17 protein-coding genes are annotated in these 17445 nt (G+C 33.4%); 5 read left to right on the forward strand and 12 right to left on the reverse strand.

The window, feature by feature from the left end:
• Window positions 1–174: 174 nt before the first annotated feature.
• The 12 genes from M0D21_RS00200 to M0D21_RS00255 form a co-directional block, all read right to left on the reverse strand.
• Window positions 175–714, reverse strand: a complete 540-nt coding sequence (locus M0D21_RS00200) for a hypothetical protein (protein ID WP_248325372.1) — start codon at window positions 712–714, stop codon at window positions 175–177.
• A gap of 50 nt (window positions 715–764) precedes the next feature.
• On the reverse strand, window positions 765–1391 hold the full coding sequence (locus tag M0D21_RS00205; protein ID WP_248325374.1) for a hypothetical protein: 627 nt from the start codon (window positions 1389–1391) through the stop codon (window positions 765–767).
• A 306-nt stretch (window positions 1392–1697) separates the two neighbouring features.
• Window positions 1698–1895, reverse strand: a complete 198-nt coding sequence (locus tag M0D21_RS00210) for a hypothetical protein (protein ID WP_248325376.1) — start codon at window positions 1893–1895, stop codon at window positions 1698–1700.
• A gap of 36 nt (window positions 1896–1931) precedes the next feature.
• Window positions 1932–3458 carry a CARDB domain-containing protein gene (locus tag M0D21_RS00215; RefSeq protein WP_248325378.1) on the reverse strand — a complete coding sequence of 509 codons (1527 nt, stop codon included), beginning with the start codon at window positions 3456–3458 and terminating at the stop codon, window positions 1932–1934.
• A gap of 115 nt (window positions 3459–3573) precedes the next feature.
• Window positions 3574–5319 carry a helix-turn-helix transcriptional regulator gene (locus tag M0D21_RS00220; protein ID WP_248325380.1) on the reverse strand — a complete coding sequence of 582 codons (1746 nt, stop codon included), beginning with the start codon at window positions 5317–5319 and terminating at the stop codon, window positions 3574–3576.
• Between the two features lie 174 nt (window positions 5320–5493).
• Entirely contained in the window at window positions 5494–5805 is a 312-nt protein-coding gene (locus tag M0D21_RS00225) for a hypothetical protein (protein ID WP_248325382.1), read from the reverse strand.
• Between the two features lie 64 nt (window positions 5806–5869).
• Entirely contained in the window at window positions 5870–6580 is a 711-nt protein-coding gene (locus M0D21_RS00230) for a TapB family protein (RefSeq protein WP_248325384.1), read from the reverse strand.
• Between the two features lie 5 nt (window positions 6581–6585).
• Window positions 6586–7221, reverse strand: a complete 636-nt coding sequence (locus M0D21_RS00235) for a VWA domain-containing protein (RefSeq protein ID WP_248325386.1) — start codon at window positions 7219–7221, stop codon at window positions 6586–6588.
• A 99-nt stretch (window positions 7222–7320) separates the two neighbouring features.
• Window positions 7321–7950, reverse strand: a complete 630-nt coding sequence (locus M0D21_RS00240) for a hypothetical protein (protein ID WP_248325388.1) — start codon at window positions 7948–7950, stop codon at window positions 7321–7323.
• Between the two features lie 132 nt (window positions 7951–8082).
• Window positions 8083–8838 (reverse strand): LytR/AlgR family response regulator transcription factor, encoded by a 756-nt coding sequence (locus M0D21_RS00245; protein ID WP_248325390.1) that lies wholly within the window; start codon window positions 8836–8838, stop codon window positions 8083–8085.
• 23 nt (window positions 8839–8861) lie between these two features.
• Complete coding sequence (locus M0D21_RS00250; RefSeq protein WP_248325392.1) at window positions 8862–10697, reverse strand: tetratricopeptide repeat-containing sensor histidine kinase; 1836 nt, start codon at window positions 10695–10697, stop codon at window positions 8862–8864.
• An 8-nt stretch (window positions 10698–10705) separates the two neighbouring features.
• On the reverse strand, window positions 10706–12334 hold the full coding sequence (locus M0D21_RS00255) for an acyl-CoA carboxylase subunit beta (protein WP_248325394.1): 1629 nt from the start codon (window positions 12332–12334) through the stop codon (window positions 10706–10708).
• A 217-nt stretch (window positions 12335–12551) separates the two neighbouring features.
• On the opposite strand from M0D21_RS00255, the gene M0D21_RS00260 reads away from it, so the two are divergent.
• From M0D21_RS00260 to M0D21_RS00280, 5 genes are all read left to right on the forward strand, one after another.
• Window positions 12552–13967 (forward strand): DNA/RNA non-specific endonuclease, encoded by a 1416-nt coding sequence (locus M0D21_RS00260; protein WP_248325396.1) that lies wholly within the window; start codon window positions 12552–12554, stop codon window positions 13965–13967.
• A 204-nt stretch (window positions 13968–14171) separates the two neighbouring features.
• Window positions 14172–14354, forward strand: a complete 183-nt coding sequence (locus tag M0D21_RS00265; RefSeq protein ID WP_103068099.1) for a CAL67264 family membrane protein — start codon at window positions 14172–14174, stop codon at window positions 14352–14354.
• Between the two features lie 43 nt (window positions 14355–14397).
• Window positions 14398–16089: an energy-dependent translational throttle protein EttA gene (gene ettA / locus M0D21_RS00270; protein WP_248325397.1), complete on the forward strand. Its 1692-nt coding sequence runs from the start codon at window positions 14398–14400 to the stop codon at window positions 16087–16089.
• A gap of 32 nt (window positions 16090–16121) precedes the next feature.
• The gene (locus M0D21_RS00275; RefSeq protein ID WP_248325399.1) at window positions 16122–16808 is read left to right on the forward strand and encodes an HAD family hydrolase; all 687 of its coding nucleotides are present in this window, start codon (window positions 16122–16124) and stop codon (window positions 16806–16808) included.
• Between the two features lie 2 nt (window positions 16809–16810).
• Window positions 16811–17440, forward strand: coding sequence for a chloramphenicol acetyltransferase (locus M0D21_RS00280; RefSeq protein ID WP_248325401.1), 630 nt, complete (start codon window positions 16811–16813; stop codon window positions 17438–17440).
• Window positions 17441–17445 lie beyond the last annotated feature (5 nt).

Raw genomic sequence — 17445 nt, forward strand, 5'->3', positions numbered from 1 at the left:
ATTGATTTTCCAGAATTTCGAATAGTAGTCCTATTAATATTATATAGTTATGACAACATAATGGAAATAAACAGGCCAGTGATGACCTGTTTATCAAGAGTAAGCATACCCCAACACGCTTCTCTACAAACATATGTTTTGAATGGGATGTTCTATTTACATCCAGAATTGTTTTTAATGTTGTACACCTGTGTTGTCATTACATACTCCAGGGAAATCAAAACTAAGATTGTTGTAAACAGCTTGACCTAATTCTACATTTCTAGCCCCTAAATTTCTTTCAGTACCAAATTGCGGTCCTAAGTACATGAATGTGAAATCGGTAGAAGTTTGATTGGTGTCGTTTGGATAGAGTTTCACTCTAAATGTATCAAGATCGTTAAAATCTACTCCTAATACATAAAAGTTAAAGTTCTCTCCATTTCTAACCGTTCTCTGCAATACTTGAAAACACGAACCATTTCCGTTAGGACAATTTTCTAGTATAAAAGTACCTGTTGGAGCTGTGGGAATACTGTTGTTTAAACCTATCGATTGTCTAAAATTAACACGTCCTTTAAAACTGTTACAATAGGTTAGCCATTTCGGATTAATCTCAGTGTTTGAATTTTCGGTAGAGATTTCTGGAATATTTGGATTATCAATATTTTCCTTCTCGCAAGAGCATAATATTATCGATGTAATAAAAAATAGTATAATTGATGTTTTTTTCATTTTGATGGTTTTTAAAATATAGTATTATGAGTTTAACTGAAAATTGGGTTTCATGGATCTATGCAATCTCCTCCGTTGCAATCATCATTGGGATTAGGGTTTCCTGGTCTTTTTACGGTTCTTCCATCTGCCCATTTTCTTGCTTCAGGATTTACCACCCAAATTCTAAGGCCTCTGCTTGCAAATTCTGATCTTTCTAAATCGGTGCGCAATCGTATGGACATGGTGTCATCTCCATTGGGAGAAATATTAATTTGCCTATCTGCACCTCTGTACGTACCAATAATAGTTTCGCCAGTTGTCGTTCTGATATCTATATAGGCATCGGGTTCAAAGTTTTCGCCAACAATCCATATGCAATAATTATCGTCGCATCCTGCTCCAGCATTAATGATTCTTGGGGAGTCGTCTTTCTTTATCACTATTGCATTGAAAGTCATCCCTTGAATATATGGGCAAAAATTACGATAGACATATTGTACGGGAATATATCCTTCAGGAATAGGTATTCCATAACAAATGGTTTGCACAGATGATTTTGATGAAACCTCATTCTCAAAACTGTTATCAGTAACTTCCAGGTTTGTGGTTTCTTCTAGGAACAAATCATCTTCTTTTTGACAACTCATAAATGCAATAGCACAGATGAGAAAAATAATTCCTCTAGTAAGATTCATGTGATTATAGTTTTATAGATTAATAAATTGATATTGTTTCAGCTGAAATTGTTTAGGGTAAAACTAGATGTAAAACATTGGTTTTAAAAAAGGTGAGTGGTCAATTTTATAAAATTGACCATATGTTTTAGCGAGAAAAGAGCGTGATGGTAATTCTAGATTCCCAATTGTTAGGTAAAGAAGAATAAAAGAAAGGTTTTTAAAAGACTACCAGTAGGAGTTGCAGTACTCTAATATAAGATTTGCAATAAAAAAATCACCAAAGGCAGAAGCCTCTTGGTGATTTTAAGTAAGTTTTTTTAAGACTTAGTAAGCGCAGATATCAATAAAGTAATCTACTCCATTATTACTAAAAGTGACGCCACATGTAGAACAAGGGCAATCACTATCAGAATTACACTCGATAATTTGAGGTTGGCAACCAAAAAAACCACCATGAATGGTTTTTTGGTCTTGTTTTGATAGGACTCTTACATCTTTTAAATTTAAAATTTGAGTTTTCATAAATAAGGGTTTTAAGATATTTGAAAATACAATGGTTTATTGCTTTATAATGGTTCCGGTAAAAGGAAAATATGAGGTGTTAAAACGTCCTAATAGAAAGGAATAGTAATATACGCCATTTATTCCATTATTAATTTCATTTGCATAAATTTTAAATTTAAAATTTCCGGTTTCTTCATGAAATTTACTGGTATGATATTGTAGAACACCTCGTTGATCATAAATGCTTAATTTAATATCGGTGTTTACATAATTTACAGGGTAATGAAACTCAATATAAGACGAGTAGGGGTTGGGTGCTATGGTTACATAGGTTTGTTCATTGTTTGAACTTCCTAAGTTTCTTGGGATTCTAAATATTTTCTCATTATTGGTCTCATCAATTTCGGTTACATTATTATCTGCATCTGCGATAACGATTAAATCCCGACCATGTAAGACAAGAGAATAATATTGCCAGGTAACCAATGAATTAACTGTATAAGACTCACCAGGTTGTAGCGAAGGCACTGTACGTCTGGATACGAATGTTCTTGGATATCGCTCTACATAGAAATCTAACTTAGACACCTCAGAAGGTACGTTTCCTGTATTTGTGATAGTACTAGATAAGATTACGTTAGTATCGGGTCTTTTGTAGGCTCTAATATCAGATATCTCAAGTTCAGGTTGAAGTTGAATAGATAGGATGTTGTTGTCTTCAACACTTTCATAATGTCTATTCGTTGCGTCCGCTTTTAAAATAAGATGTTTATTTTGTGAAACCCAAGTTGACAGTAGACTGATATTAACACGAAAATCTGCGGAAACACATGAGTTAAAATAGTCGTTTGGATCATGAAAACCGGTTAAACGTTTGGTGTAAACAAGTAAGTCGGTATTATCCAGTGTTTTATCGTCTGATATATAGATATGTACATCGTTGTTGACATTCTCATATTCCCCTCTATAATCGTCACAAACTCCTAAAGCGAATATTGCTGTATTGCCAGTAACAGTATAATCGTTATAATATGGTCTTAGGTCTTTATATTCATAAACAGTGTAATCTACCGATGTTTGGTAAAGGTAATTAGGATTTGTTAGGTCACAATTTTCGGTATTACAATCAACTAGTCCAAAACCGATACTTTTACTTCCTGGTGTTGAATTCCTGTAATTATGTACTGTAAAAGTGCCAAGATAAGTTTTTGAGTTTTGATTTATTGTTATCATTCTTCCCGAAGACTGATTTGGAGGTGGTATTTTTACGGGTATTAGCGAGGTACTTGAAGGAGCAATTTCCAATTTTACGTCACTAAGGTTCGTTTGTTCAGTTTTATATTGATAATAAACGTTCAAACTAACATTTGAGTACTCATCAATTCTAAAGTCATTAGGTGGAATTAAAAACGCTTTATCCTTATAAATTTCAACAGTAATAGATATTTGATAACTAAAAGGTGAACATATCTCTTTATTATCTTTTTTGTCACTTTTATTATCGTAAAAGCTACCAGTGAAATTAGAGAATAAAGAATAGTTCATCAAAAGAAATAAAAATAAAATAATATTTGTCCTCATTTTTTTTGGTTGTATGATTAAAAGTGAAAAATAGAATATTTCCTAGTTTAAGTGATAATAAATACGTTGTAATTCTATCAATTTTATAAAATTGATAATATTTAGTATTTCATTTTTAAGGAATTAGCTGTTTTTGTTCAGCAACAGAAATCTGTACTTGTTTTATATAATACGAATGTGACAGTCCCGTATGTTTTTTAAATGCCGATGCAAATGTGTTTACACTTTTATATCCTAATTCATTAGCTATTGCTTTAATAGTATAGGATCTAAATTTTGCATCAGTATTAAGTTGTTCTTGACAATGTTTAATTCTTAATGCATTGATGTAATCATTAAAAGACTGTGCTTTATGAGTATTCATCATTTTAGACAAATAAGAGGTGTTGGTGTTTATTTGCTTGGCAGTCGTATATAAATTACAGTCTACAGCTAAATAAAATTGAGTAGCTTCGAGGTTTTGGAGTTTTTGGAATAAGTCTTTTACTTTTTGATCGGTAACAAACTCCTTTTTAGAAGAAGTGTTTTCTTCGTCTACTTCTTTATTTAATTTCTTTTGAAGTTCTGCAAAGATCTTTTTATTCTTCTTCTGTTTTTTAATATGATAAATAAAGAAAAATAGGAGTAAGCATATGACTATTCCAAGTCCGATAATATAAAAGCTGTTTTTAGATTGCAAAATATTTTTCTCTTCTTCTAGTTGCAATAGATCATAGTCATATAGTAGATCTCTAGTCCTGATATCGTCTTCATGTCTTGTAGCGATGATATCATTATAGGCATTACTGTATTTTAATTGGTTTTCAGGATCATTTAGTTTTTTGGCGCATTTCTTTGCCATATCATACATCTCATCTATTTTCTCAACCTGTTTTTCTTCTTTTTCAGAAGATATTGTATTAAAATTTTCTTTTAAGATATCAAGAGCTTTTTGGAACTCTTGTTTTTGAAAATAGAGAGAGGCAAGATGGTAGCTAGTGGTAAATAAATTTTGATCAAAAACTTTGTTGGTTTGTAAAGCCAAAACCTTGGCCGTGTCTAAATGCTGTATGGCTGTTTGATATTCTTTTTTTGCCGTAAAAGCTTCACCCAAGGTGTTGTGAAAGATTGCCTGCGTTTCGGTTAGTTGAAGGTTTTTTGTTGTGGCAAGTCCTTTTTTATAGTAGGAAATAGCCTCGGGGTAGTTTCCTAATTTATAATTACACACCCCAGCACCAATTTGAGTAGATAAAAAATTACTGTAATATAAATATCCGCGATATTCTTTTAGCTGCAATTTCTTATCGATTTCTGCAAAAGATTGTAAAGCTTCGTCATATCGATTTATTCTGACCCAACAATTGTTGATGTTAATTTCACTAGCTATTTCACTTTCTTTATTGTTTAACATTTTTGCAGCCTCCCTGGCTTTTTGATATTGTGTACTAGCATTGTTATAGTATCTTATCGCGAAAAAAGAATTACCCGTTAGCGTATAAGAAGATAATTGGAGACTTACGTCGTCTAACTCTTCTGCTATTTTTGTGGCAATATCTCCATGCTTTAGCGCAGTTATATAATCACCCTTGGTATAAGCAATGTCGCCTAAATAGTAATTGGCATGAAATTGAATGTTTTGATTTTTTTCTGTTACTCCTCTTTCTAAAAAAGTAAGATAATACTCTTTGGCCAAATCTATATCTGTTGAAAGGATGCTGGATAGAAAGCTTTTAATCGAATCTGTATTTTTAGTATTCAGAATAAAATGTTTGACCTCTCTTTTTGATTTTTGGGTATAAGTAGATGATTCATTTTCTTGAGCAGCATCAACATATAAAATTGAAAAAAGAACTAGAAAAAAGATATAATGAGAATGTCTCATTGGAGATGGTTGAATTAATTTTTTGACGACTATTATCTATGAAATAATTAACCCCAATATATCAAAATATTTCATTTTGAATACATTGGGGTCTATTCCCTCAAAAATATTAATAGAAGTGTCTCTTTGTTAAGAGTTTTTGGTTGTTAAACCAATAATTGTATTCCGTTTATTTTACGAAAATTGTTTAACCAGCATAACTATTCCAAGGATACCAAAGATGATACCCCAGTACTGCATTTTGATCCAAAATAAGCTGTGATTGGGTTTTAAGATAAATTCTTCTCCTGTGTTTTTGTCAACCATTGTTTTTAGGTTAGACTCATTCCACTTTTTACCCATAAACCAGCTAAAAATTGCCGAAGCGAAAAGACTTATCGCATATGACAAATTGGTTTGCTCCTTGGGAAGCACAGAGGTTAAACCAAAAAGAATTACAGCAAGTACCACGACTGTTAGGTACCCTCTTCCTGACCATACTATCATAATTTATATTTTTAGTTTGTAATAATTTTCTCTTTTTTAATTGTATTCAGTGTCCAAACGACGTTTAAATACCAGTTAATTCGTGATATCCGATAAGTTTTCCTTTTTTATTATAGGATTCAGACTTAACCACCATTGCATCGTTATAATACCATTCTACACCAGTGCCTTTTACATTTATGATCCCAAATTTAGATTCAAAATTAAACGTCACCTTTTGACAATTATAGGTGCCAGCAGCGGTAGTTATGGTTTCTTGTCCGATAATTTTTCTATTAAAAACCTTGAAAGTCATCGTGACCAATGTGAAGTTATCACTGTTTACCTTTATGGCAATGTTACCATCATTAAGTTGGTCTCCTGGTTTCATTCCCACAGGAAATTCCAAGACATCACCATCTATTTTAAGGCTTAAATTATTTTTGTTATGTTCTGAAAGTTTATCAAAGTTGAAAAAACGCAGCATATCTAATGCAAATAATCCATTCTTACAGGTAGCATTGTATTCTGTACTAAAGGTTTCCTCGTTTTTTTGATCTCTAACCGTGGCCTTGATACGTGCAGAAAGATCATTGTTTTCTCCTGTGACAGATAACGTCTCATGCGTTGTAGTATTTTCTTTCTTACCTTTTTTGTTATAAGAAGTATATTCTAGTGAAGCACCTGTATTCATAAAGGGGACAGCATTACAATCTTGTGCAATGGCTATTGATGAAAAGCCTATAAAAAATAGGGTACTACAAATAACTCTTATATAATTATGATCAATAAGCATATAAGTTACATTTTAGAAGTTATAAATGTTCCATTATTTTCTTGGGCTAGAGTTCTCATGAAATTATGATCTGCATCTTCTCCGAAAGCAATAGTATGAATGATAACGTTATTGGTATTTATCCTTCTTATCTCTTCTAATACTGCTGCAGGACCTCCATTGGGAAGACCATCACTCATCAATACAATTTCTTGAACTCCTGGAGTAGAAAGAGCTTCAGCTAGACCTTTGGCAGTATTGGTGCCACCGCCAGCTTTCAGGTTTTCTACAAAAATATTTGCTGAGGTTCTGGCCATATTATTGGCTACTCTAAGTTCTAGAGATTGCTTTGTGACATCGTTGTTATATGCAAAAACAACGAATTTTTTTCCATCAGGTAATCCTTTTATCGCCGGAATTAGTTTTCGTTTAACGGCACCTAATTTGGTGGCTTGTTTGGTAACTTGTTTTCCAAGAATATTTCCAATTTTCCCTCCAATCGCATTGCTTACTACATTTCCTGCTTTGTTCCCAGCTTCGCGCATTACTTGATCTTTTATTGAGCCTTCATCGATACCTTCCATACTACCAGAAATATCTATAAGGTACAAGGTATTGTTGGTTGAGGTTTCTATTCCAAAAAACTGATCTGATTTTTTCATAACATAACAAGATTGAAATGTTGATAAAACCAAGATGGATAATAAGAGTTTTGTTACTTTTTTCATTTTCAAATGTGAATTTTGTGTGGTGTAATAAAATTAATTTGCTTGTTTCTCCAGTGCTTTTAGATCTAATTCTTCTATAGCCTTTTTTAGTTGGCTTACTGATAATCCTTCCCCTTCGATCGACAGTAAAAACCTATTCGCTACCATAAGATCAATCTTTGAATTTTGATAATCGTTATAGTCATCTTTTTCAACTTCTTCAACAGCTTTGTACCCGTTGATAGTGGTCGATTTTCGATATCCTCGATCACTTTGTTCCTCAAAATCTCTGGTAAACCCTAATCGAGCCAAAGTAACCATTGCACTTCCTGTTTCTCCAGCTCCATCTACAATAGAGAACGAGATAAGGTTTCCGTTTTCATTTTCATACTCTGCTTCGGCCATAGCGATGTCTGCCATAAACTGGTTTCCAATCGAAAATTTCTTCCTTGGGTAATTGAGTATATCCTCTGGTAATAATTTTTTGAGAGCTTCATTAGAAATAGGTGTAGCTGTAAGAAGTTTTTCATTTTCTTCTTCAATTTTTTCTGCTTCCTTAGCAAAATTGTTTAGGTCTGATACACTCTCTATGGCGTCAAGTATCCCTGGTTCGTCCTTTTTTTTGTCTTTCCCACAGGAAATAAAAAATACAAGACAAAACAACATAATGATCGTTTTTTTCATTGCTTTTGGTGAATTTTGTTGTGATATAAAAATTAGTTCTACGAACTAAGTTAAATGTTAAAATCACAAGATTTTGGTTCAATGAGAATTTGAACTGATAATTTTAGTAATAGGGCTAATCTAGTGAGAGTTTTATAGATATTTATCTATTTGATCGATTAAAAGCCGTTTTTTACTCTGTGCTACAGGAATAGAGTAGGTCTGATCTAAGACTACCTCTTCATTTCTTTTATTGAATGAGGTAATATAGGTCAGATTGATGAGGAAACTTTGATGAATCCTTAGAAAACCGAATGGGCTCAATTTATTATCAAAAGATTTTAATGGCTTAGATACCAATATCTCTTTTCCTTTTTTTAAGGTAAAAGTGGTATAATTATTATCAGATTGCGCATAGAGTATGTCTGTGATTTTGACGATGTTAATCTCATCTACATTTTTTAGAACAAGTTTTTTAGGCTGTTCTTTATTTGAAAAATTCTGAAGTAATGTAGATAATTGTAGTTGATAATCTTGCTGCTGTATATTTGCTAATACCTTGTCTAAAGCAAATTTTAAATCTTCCTCTGCATAGGGCTTGAGTAAATAGTCTAAAGCACTAAATTTAAAAGCATCTATGGCGTATTTGGCAAATGAAGTGGTGAAAATGATCTTAAAATCAATGGTGTCGAATAGCGAAAGAAATTCGAAGGCATTACCATCGGTCAAGAAAACGTCAAGAATAATAAAATTTGGTTTTAAGAGCTTTATTTTTTCTGAAGCCTCTTGTATAGAGTCAGAATTCCCTATAATATCAATAGAGGTGTTCTTTTCTATGATAGAAGAGGCATAGGCCAGTGCCTGAGGGTCATCTTCTACAATAAAACATGATATTTGGGTGTGATTCATAAGGTAAATATACTACTCAATTTTTAAGCAGCAGTAAAAGACAATACAACTTCTGTACCTGAGGTAGAAGAATTAATTGCAATATCTCCATCGAAACCTTTGGAAGAGCGACCAAGATTTTTTAATTGCTCTTTTATAATACCCATGCTCATAGATTTATGAAGACGTTTCGATTCTTCCGTTTTCGTAGTAAATCCTTTACCGTTATCAGAAATGGAGATGTAAATCATATCTGCATTTTTATAGTATTTGATCCTTATTTTTCCATCTACAATATCTTTTATTCCATGTAAAATGGCATTTTCTACAAAGGGTTGGGTGATTAATGAAGGAATCATTTCAAAGTCTTCTTCAATATTAGAGTCAACTTCGATTTCATATGAAAAAGAATCGTTATGGGTTAATTGCTGTAATTTTAAATATGACTCTAATGCCGTTTTATCTTCTGCTACGGAAACAAAATTATCTTCCGATTTTTCAAGTATCATTCGTATGAGCTTTGAATAGCTGGTGAGATAAGCTCCAGATTTCTCTTTCTCATTTTGGTAGATATAGTTTTGAATACTTTGTAAAGCATTAAATAAGAAATGCGGGTTGAGTTGAGTTTTTCTAAGTTTTTGCTGAAGGAGTACTGTATTTAATTGTTGTTTAGTCTTATAACTTTTAAACCCTAAATACCCCAAAACTAAAAATAACAAAGCCAGTATAGCAAATATGATTAAAGCATAGCGTTGTTGAGATATGGTAAGTGCCTGTAACTCATTTTTGGTATCTAAAATATCAATTTGTTGTTGTTTCTTTTCAGATTCGAATTTTTCGGTTAGTTCTGCAACTTTCTCTCTCTGTTGTGCCTCTGTTATAGAATCTTTAAGACTGTCTTTTAAATCGGCATAATATATTGCTTTTTTATAATCATTTAGACCTTCATAAGATTCCTTTAGGTTATTGAGAACATAAACGTGTAAGGTGCCTTTGGCATTTGGGATAGCGCTATCGAGATAAGAAATAGCCTTACGATACTCATTTTTTTTGAGATAAGCGAGACCTACATTGTTATAATTAACATTCAACGTTTGAGTAAGGTTCAATTCCTTTTTAAGAGCTATAGCTTTCTTACCATACGAAAGAGCCTTATCATAATCTGAAACATCTTCAGTATAATAGGTAGCAAGATTATTGTAGATTACTGAAAGAATACTTTTAGCCTGATATTTCTTTGCTAGTTCTTCAGCTTCAAAAACACTACGTGTATATTTCTTAAACAGTTTTTGATCTTTGTAAATTGTACTAAGATTAACAAGGATTTGTAGCCTTAAAATTTCATTGAAATCACTTAGAGGCAATGCTCTTTCCAGATATAATTGAGCATTTTTAAAGTTCTTTAATGATGCATTTATAGAACCAATATTGGTATATGTGTTTACAAGTTGTTTAGAGTTTTTGGCTTTTTCTAGCACTTTAGCTGCCTTGAGATAAATATCAAGAGCTTTTTGAAAATCCTGTTTATAATATTGAATTGTTCCCAAATTATGCCAGGTTTGCCCCTCGATATGTTTTGGCAGCTGCTTGCTGAGATTATCTTGTAACAATGAATCGGCTTCAGAAAAATTCCTTTTAAGGATAAGTACACTACTTTTTTGTAAATTAGATTTAGCTAATAATGTATCATTAGCTAGACTTTTTGATAGTGCCAAAGCTTCATCTGAATAATAGAGGGAACTATCGATGTTTTTTTGTAATAGCTCCTTAGATTTCTTCAGTTTTTGCTCAACCTTTTGCTCTTTTCCCTTTAATTGCCCTATACCTTGAAAAGGTAAAAAGCATAGCCCCAAAATGAAAATGAAATGTGTAAACTGCATTAATTTAATTATACCTGGATCACTCCTAAATTGAACTTCTTGTCGATAGGGGAATGGTTTGCTGCTTCTATACCCATAGAGATTACCTTACGGGTATCTAGAGGGTCGATAATTCCATCGGTCCAAATTCTGGCCGCAGCATAATACGGAGATATTTGTTTGTCATATCTCTGCTTGATTTTATCAAAAAGAGCTTTTTCATCTTCGTTAGATAATTCTTCGCCCTTATTTTTTAAGGAAGCAGTTTCGATTTGTAGTAATACTTTTGCTGCCTGTGCACCTCCCATTACAGCAAGTTCTGCACTTGGCCATGCATAAATTAACCTTGGGTCATATGCCTTACCACACATCGCATAGTTACCAGCACCATAAGAATTTCCGACTACAATAGTGAATTTTGGTACTACACTATTACTAACCGCATTTACCATTTTGGCACCATCTTTTATAATACCACCATGTTCACTTTTACTACCTACCATAAATCCGGTAACATCCTGTAAGAAAACCAGCGGTATTTTTTTCTGATTACAATTAGCAATAAATCGAGTAGCTTTATCTGCAGAGTCTGAATAAATTACTCCTCCAAATTGCATTTCACCCTTTTTGTTTTTTACAATCTTTCTTTGATTTGCTACAATTCCAACGGCCCATCCGTCTATACGAGCATAACCAGTAATAATGGTTTGACCATATCCTGCTTTATATTCTTCAAAGTCAGAATCATCTACAAGACGGTTGATGATTTCCATCATATCATACTGCTCATTTCTGGCTTTGGGTAGTATCCCATAGATGTCTTTTGGGTCTTGTTTTGGTTTTACAGGCTTCACTCTGTTAAAACCTGCTTTTTCAAAGTCTCCAATTTTAGACATGATGTTTTTAATAGTATCTAAAGCATCTTTGTCATCTTTGGCTTTGTAATCTGTAACACCAGAAATTTCGCAATGTGTTGTTGCACCACCAAGAGTTTCATTGTCTATTGTTTCACCAATAGCTGCTTTTACCAAATAACTTCCTGCTAAAAAGATACTTCCGGTTTTATCTACAATAAGTGCTTCATCACTCATAATTGGTAAGTAGGCTCCTCCAGCTACACAACTACCCATAACCGCCGAAATTTGTGTAATACCCATACTACTCATTACAGCATTATTTCTAAATATTCTTCCGAAATGTTCTTTGTCAGGAAAAATTTCATCTTGCATTGGTAAGTATACACCAGCACTATCTACCAAATAAATGATAGGAAGATTATTTTCAATAGAGATTTCTTGAGCTCTTAAGTTTTTCTTTCCGGTAATCGGAAACCAAGCTCCTGCTTTTACCGTGGCATCATTTGCTACAACGATACATTGTTTACCACTAACATATCCTATCTTCACAACAACACCACCGCTTGGGCACCCTCCATGTTCTGCATACATATCTTCACCAGCAAAAGCTCCGACCTCAATACATTTTGAATCCTTATCTAATAAATAATCAATTCGTTCCCGGGCAGTCATTTTGCCTTTAGAATGTAGTTTTTGAATTCTTTTTTCGCCTCCTCCTAATTTCACTTTGGTAAGTCTTCGGCGTAATTCTGATACTAAAAGTTTATTGTGATCTTCGTTCTTGTTGAAGTTTAAATCCATATGTGTGTATTGTTTGCACGAAAATACAAAAAACACTGAGTTTTTACAGGAACTTCAATCAATTTAGAAATGTTTAACGGAGTCGTTGTGAGCTTAGTTATATTTCAAAGTTATCAACATTTTATTGCATAAAATAACCATTTCTTGGTTTGTGTTTAACAATCTCGTAATCTTTTTGAGAGTAATTTGAGGTATTCATAAACCAAACATTTTACTAATGAGACTATTACACATTAATTTCATTTTCAAATTATTCATTTTTTCACTTATTTTCTCTGCCTGTTCTACAGACGATCAGGATGTGTTCGAATCAATCGAATCAGTACAAGAAATTAATATAAACGGTGAATTAAAAGCGGAAACCAATTTTTATGATAATATGGGGCCGCACGAACATAATTTTTCAGAGAAAAGATCAGCTGGATTTACAGAAACCCTAGAATCAGGCTCTAAAGGAAGTTATGCAGGAGCAACCATTAATTTATCAAACTCCGGGAGTTGGTATTTCAATGATGCATTAATTGGTACATTGTCTAGTGATCGCAAATTTGGATCTAAATCTGCACGTATACGAAATACCGGATACATTACCATGTCTTTTGATATGGATAATGGAGCAAGAACGATAAGAGTTCGTCATGCCAAATATGGGAATGATGGAAATTCTTCCTGGAGGTTAATCGCTTCTTATGATAACGGAGGATCCTGGTTTTATGTGGGGTCTACGGTTAATACTACATCAACAACTTTGAATACTGTAAGTTTTGATGTGAATGAAAACCAGCAGGTACGATATGGTATCTACAAAACATCGGGAGGCTCAAATAGGATTAATATCGATAATATTGAAATAATAACTAGTACAACTGGAGGAGGAGGTGCTGCTACCAGAGATAGTAATATTACGTTTGGAAACCCTTCTAACGCAGGTTCTTCATCGAATAATTATTATTTATCAAAACCCGATTTCGTTTTGTCATACAATAATAGTAAAGGAACTCCTAATTGGGTAAGTTGGCATTTAAGTAGTGCTTGGACAGGTAGTTCCCCGCGTTGCAATTGTTTTAAACAAGATAGAACCTTACCCAGTAATTTTTTTAGAGCTACTACCAGCGATTATACCGGTTCTGGATTTGATAGAGGGCATATATGTCCTTCGGCCGATAGAAATGGCAGTGAAGCATCTAATGAAAACACTTACTTTATGACCAATATAGCTCCTCAATCTCCTGATAACAACCGCAGAACTTGGGTTAATTTTGAAAACTATTTAAGAACATTAATTTTAGAAGGAAATGAAATTCATATTGTCGCAGGAGTTGCTGGTAGTGGTGGAACTGGAAGCAATGGTTTTGCTTCAACTATAGATGGAGGTAATATCACAGTACCAGACTCCTTTTGGAAAGTAGCGTTAATATTGCCGAACGGATCAAATGATATTAATAGGGTGACCACATCAACCAGAGTAATAGCTATAAATGTTCCTAATGACCAAGGGGTAAGTAGTGATTGGACTCAGTTTAAAACTACTGTGAATACGATTGAAAGTCTTACTGGTTATGATTTGTTCGAAAATATCCCTAATACTATTGAAGCTGTATTAGAATCACGTATTGATAATGTGGCACTATAAACTTAAAAATATTTTAAAGACGGGTGTTTTGCAAGAAATGCCCGTTTTTTATAAAAAGTTAATTTTTAATTAACTGTAAAACAAATACTAAGCTAAATTAATATCTTAACTACTCGGTAAAAATATATGTTATGAAGATAAAATACCGATATTTGCATCTTATTATTTATAATAACACAACTATACTGTACTAAATAACATTTTATGGGAATGAATAAAAATACGGTGTTAGCCTGGGCTACATTTATAATGATTGTCGTTGGGTTATCACTTATAGCGTTAGGAGCTTTTAGATATAGAGATGTATCTGGATACGGATTTGCTGCTGTGGGAGTAGGTTTCTTTGCAATTGCATGGGTTTTTAATGCACTAAAAGGAAGAGTATAATCTTCAATACAATTCATCAAATTAAAAAATTTAATTAAGGCTTATGTCAGACGATAAAAAAGTAATCTTCTCCATGTCTGGAGTAAGTAAAACTTATAAAAGTGCCAATACCCCGGTACTTAAGAATATTTATCTTAGTTTTTTCTACGGAGCAAAAATTGGTATTCTGGGACTTAACGGTTCTGGTAAATCGACGTTACTCAAAATAATAGCTGGAGTTGATAAAAACTACCAGGGAGATGTTGTTTTTGCATCAGGCTATTCCGTAGGTTTATTAGAGCAAGAACCTCAGTTAGATCCAGAAAAAACGGTGTTAGATGTTGTAAAAGAAGGTGTTGCAGAGACCGTAGCTGTTCTTGATGAATACAATAAGATTAACGATATGTTTGCCCTTCCTGAAGTTTATGAGGATGCAGATAAGATGCAGGAACTTATGGATAAGCAAGCAAAGCTACAAGATCAAATCGATGCAAGTAATGCATGGGAACTAGACACCAAACTAGAAATAGCAATGGATGCTTTGCGAACTCCAGAACCTGATAAAAAAATTGGGGTACTTTCTGGTGGAGAAAAACGTAGAGTAGCTTTATGTCGTCTTTTGCTTCAGGAACCCGATGTACTTTTGCTTGATGAGCCAACCAACCACCTTGATGCGGAGTCTGTACATTGGTTAGAACACCATCTACAGCAGTATAAAGGTACTGTAATAGCAGTAACTCACGATAGGTATTTTCTTGATAATGTAGCTGGATGGATATTAGAACTTGATAGAGGAGAGGGAATTCCTTGGAAAGGAAATTATTCTTCTTGGCTAGATCAAAAAGCAAAAAGACTGGCACAAGAACAAAAACAAGCTTCTAAACGTCAAAAAACTCTGGAAAGGGAGCTAGAATGGGTTCGTATGGCTCCTAAAGGAAGACAAGCCAAACAAAAAGCTCGTTTAAGTAATTATGACAAATTATTGAATCAGGATCAAAAGCAAGTCGATGAAAAGCTAGAGATTTACATTCCTAATGGTCCTAGACTAGGAACAAATGTTATTGAGGCAACAGGAGTGAGTAAGGCTTTTGGAGATAAATTGTTGTATGAAGATTTAAACTTCAAATTACCACAGGCAGGAATTGTTGGAATAATCGGTCCAAATGGTGCTGGTAAAACAACCATTTTTAAAATGATCATGGATGAAGAAAATCCTGATAAGGGTAACTTTACAGTAGGAGATACAGCAAAAATAGCCTATGTAGATCAGAGTCATAGTAATATAGATCCTGACAAAACGATTTGGCAAAACTTTAGTGAAGAGCAAGAGCTCGTTATGATGGGAGGTAGACAAGTAAATTCTAGAGCTTACCTTAGTCGTTTTAATTTTAGCGGTAGTGAACAGAATAAAAAAGTATCGACTCTTTCTGGAGGAGAAAGAAACCGTTTGCATCTTGCTATGACCCTTAAAGAAGAAGGTAATGTTTTACTTTTAGACGAGCCTACTAATGATTTAGATGTCAATACATTAAGGGCCTTAGAAGAAGGGTTGGAAAACTTTGCAGGATGTGCTGTTGTGATCTCACACGACCGTTGGTTTTTAGATAGAATTTGTACACATATTCTGGCATTTGAAGGAGACTCTCAAGTATACTTTTTTGAAGGTAGTTTCTCAGATTATGAAGAAAATAAAAAGAAACGATTGGGTGGTGATCTCATGCCAAAACGAATTAAGTATAAGAAATTGGTGAGATAAACAGAAGTTTAGTAACTAATCACAACATACTAGTGGAGAATATAAAAGTTATTGCTTTTGATGCAGATGATACCCTTTGGGTGAACGAAACTTTTTTTAGAAGAGCAGAAGAAGAGTTTTGTGAATTATTGCAAGATTATATGCCCAAAGAAGAGGCTAATAAATTGCTTTTTGATATCGAAATGCAAAATTTACCGCTCTACGGATACGGTATTAAGCCTTTTACATTATCATTGATTGAAGCGGCAATAAAAATCTCTAATGGTAATATGACCATCGAATTGGTAGAAAAGCTTATCGAAAAAGGAAAGCAAATGCTAGAGGAACCAGTTGAGCTTATTGATGGTATCGATCATACACTTAATGTGTTATCGCAGAAATATAGATTGGTCATGGCGACCAAAGGAGATTTGTTAGACCAAGAGCGTAAACTTATTAAGTCAGGATTAGAAAAGTACTTTCATCATATTGAAATTGTGTCAGACAAGACAGAAAAGCAATATCGTAAGTTGGTAAAACATCTAGATATTGCTGAAGAAGAATTCTTAATGGTAGGAAATTCTCTAAAATCAGATATTTTACCTGTTTTGAATATAGGAGCTTATGCGTTTCATATTCCTTTTCATACGACTTGGGTACATGAGATGGTAGATGAAGAAGTTTCTCATCCAAATTTTAAAAGTTTTAGCAGAGCAAGTGAGTTACTAACCATATTGTAATTATGAGAACGGCAATAGACCTAGAAAACTGGAATAGAAAAGAACATTTTGAGTTCTTTGGAGGTTTTGATGAGCCGTTTTTTGGAATTACAACAACCGTAGATTTTTCTAAGGGATATCAGAAGATACAGGACTTAGGGTATCCTTATTTTTTGTTTTATTTACATAAGTCATTGCTGGCAGCAAATACTATAGAGCCCTTTCGATATCGTATAGAAAACGATCAGGTGTATTTGTATGATAAAATTCATGCATCACCTACTATTGGTCGTGAAGATCATACGTTTGGTTTTTCGTTTATTGAATTCGATGAAGATTTTACATCCTTTGTAGATAAAGGGCAACAAGAAATCAATGAAGTAAAGAGTAGTACAGGTTTACGAAATAATGATAATGCTAAACGAATTGACACTGTTCATTATTCTTCAATACCTTGGTATAGTTTTACAGGGCTTACTCATGCAAGGCATTTTCAATATAAAGATAGTATACCTAAGATTTCTTTTGGAAAATATACCAAAGAAGGTAAGGCGTTACAATTGCCAATAGCCATCTATGTACATCATGGTTTGATGGACGGTTATCACATTGGAGCATATCTCGAAGAATTTCAACGTTTATTGAATTTGTAACTACC

It is taken from the genome of Aquimarina acroporae, assembly GCF_023195925.1.
GTDB lineage: Bacteria > Bacteroidota > Bacteroidia > Flavobacteriales > Flavobacteriaceae > Aquimarina > Aquimarina acroporae.

Bases quoted from the DNA above. Each gene is read 5' to 3' on its own strand.
- M0D21_RS00200 (WP_248325372.1), bottom strand. From the start codon at position 714: ATGAAAAAAACATCAATTATACTATTTTTTATTACATCGATAATATTA.
- M0D21_RS00205 (WP_248325374.1), bottom strand. From the start codon at position 1,391: ATGAATCTTACTAGAGGAATTATTTTTCTCATCTGTGCTATTGCATTT.
- M0D21_RS00210 (WP_248325376.1), bottom strand. From the start codon at position 1,895: ATGAAAACTCAAATTTTAAATTTAAAAGATGTAAGAGTCCTATCAAAA.
- M0D21_RS00215 (WP_248325378.1), bottom strand. From the start codon at position 3,458: ATGAGGACAAATATTATTTTATTTTTATTTCTTTTGATGAACTATTCT.
- M0D21_RS00220 (WP_248325380.1), bottom strand. From the start codon at position 5,319: ATGAGACATTCTCATTATATCTTTTTTCTAGTTCTTTTTTCAATTTTA.
- M0D21_RS00225 (WP_248325382.1), bottom strand. From the start codon at position 5,805: ATGATAGTATGGTCAGGAAGAGGGTACCTAACAGTCGTGGTACTTGCT.
- M0D21_RS00230 (WP_248325384.1), bottom strand. From the start codon at position 6,580: ATGCTTATTGATCATAATTATATAAGAGTTATTTGTAGTACCCTATTT.
- M0D21_RS00235 (WP_248325386.1), bottom strand. From the start codon at position 7,221: ATGAAAAAATCAGATCAGTTTTTTGGAATAGAAACCTCAACCAACAAT.
- M0D21_RS00240 (WP_248325388.1), bottom strand. From the start codon at position 7,950: ATGAAAAAAACGATCATTATGTTGTTTTGTCTTGTATTTTTTATTTCC.
- M0D21_RS00245 (WP_248325390.1), bottom strand. From the start codon at position 8,838: ATGAATCACACCCAAATATCATGTTTTATTGTAGAAGATGACCCTCAG.
- M0D21_RS00250 (WP_248325392.1), bottom strand. From the start codon at position 10,697: ATGCAGTTTACACATTTCATTTTCATTTTGGGGCTATGCTTTTTACCT.
- M0D21_RS00255 (WP_248325394.1), bottom strand. From the start codon at position 12,334: ATGGATTTAAACTTCAACAAGAACGAAGATCACAATAAACTTTTAGTA.
- M0D21_RS00260 (WP_248325396.1), top strand. From the start codon at position 12,552: ATGAGACTATTACACATTAATTTCATTTTCAAATTATTCATTTTTTCA.
- M0D21_RS00265 (WP_103068099.1), top strand. From the start codon at position 14,172: ATGGGAATGAATAAAAATACGGTGTTAGCCTGGGCTACATTTATAATG.
- ettA (WP_248325397.1), top strand. From the start codon at position 14,398: ATGTCAGACGATAAAAAAGTAATCTTCTCCATGTCTGGAGTAAGTAAA.
- M0D21_RS00280 (WP_248325401.1), top strand. From the start codon at position 16,811: ATGAGAACGGCAATAGACCTAGAAAACTGGAATAGAAAAGAACATTTT.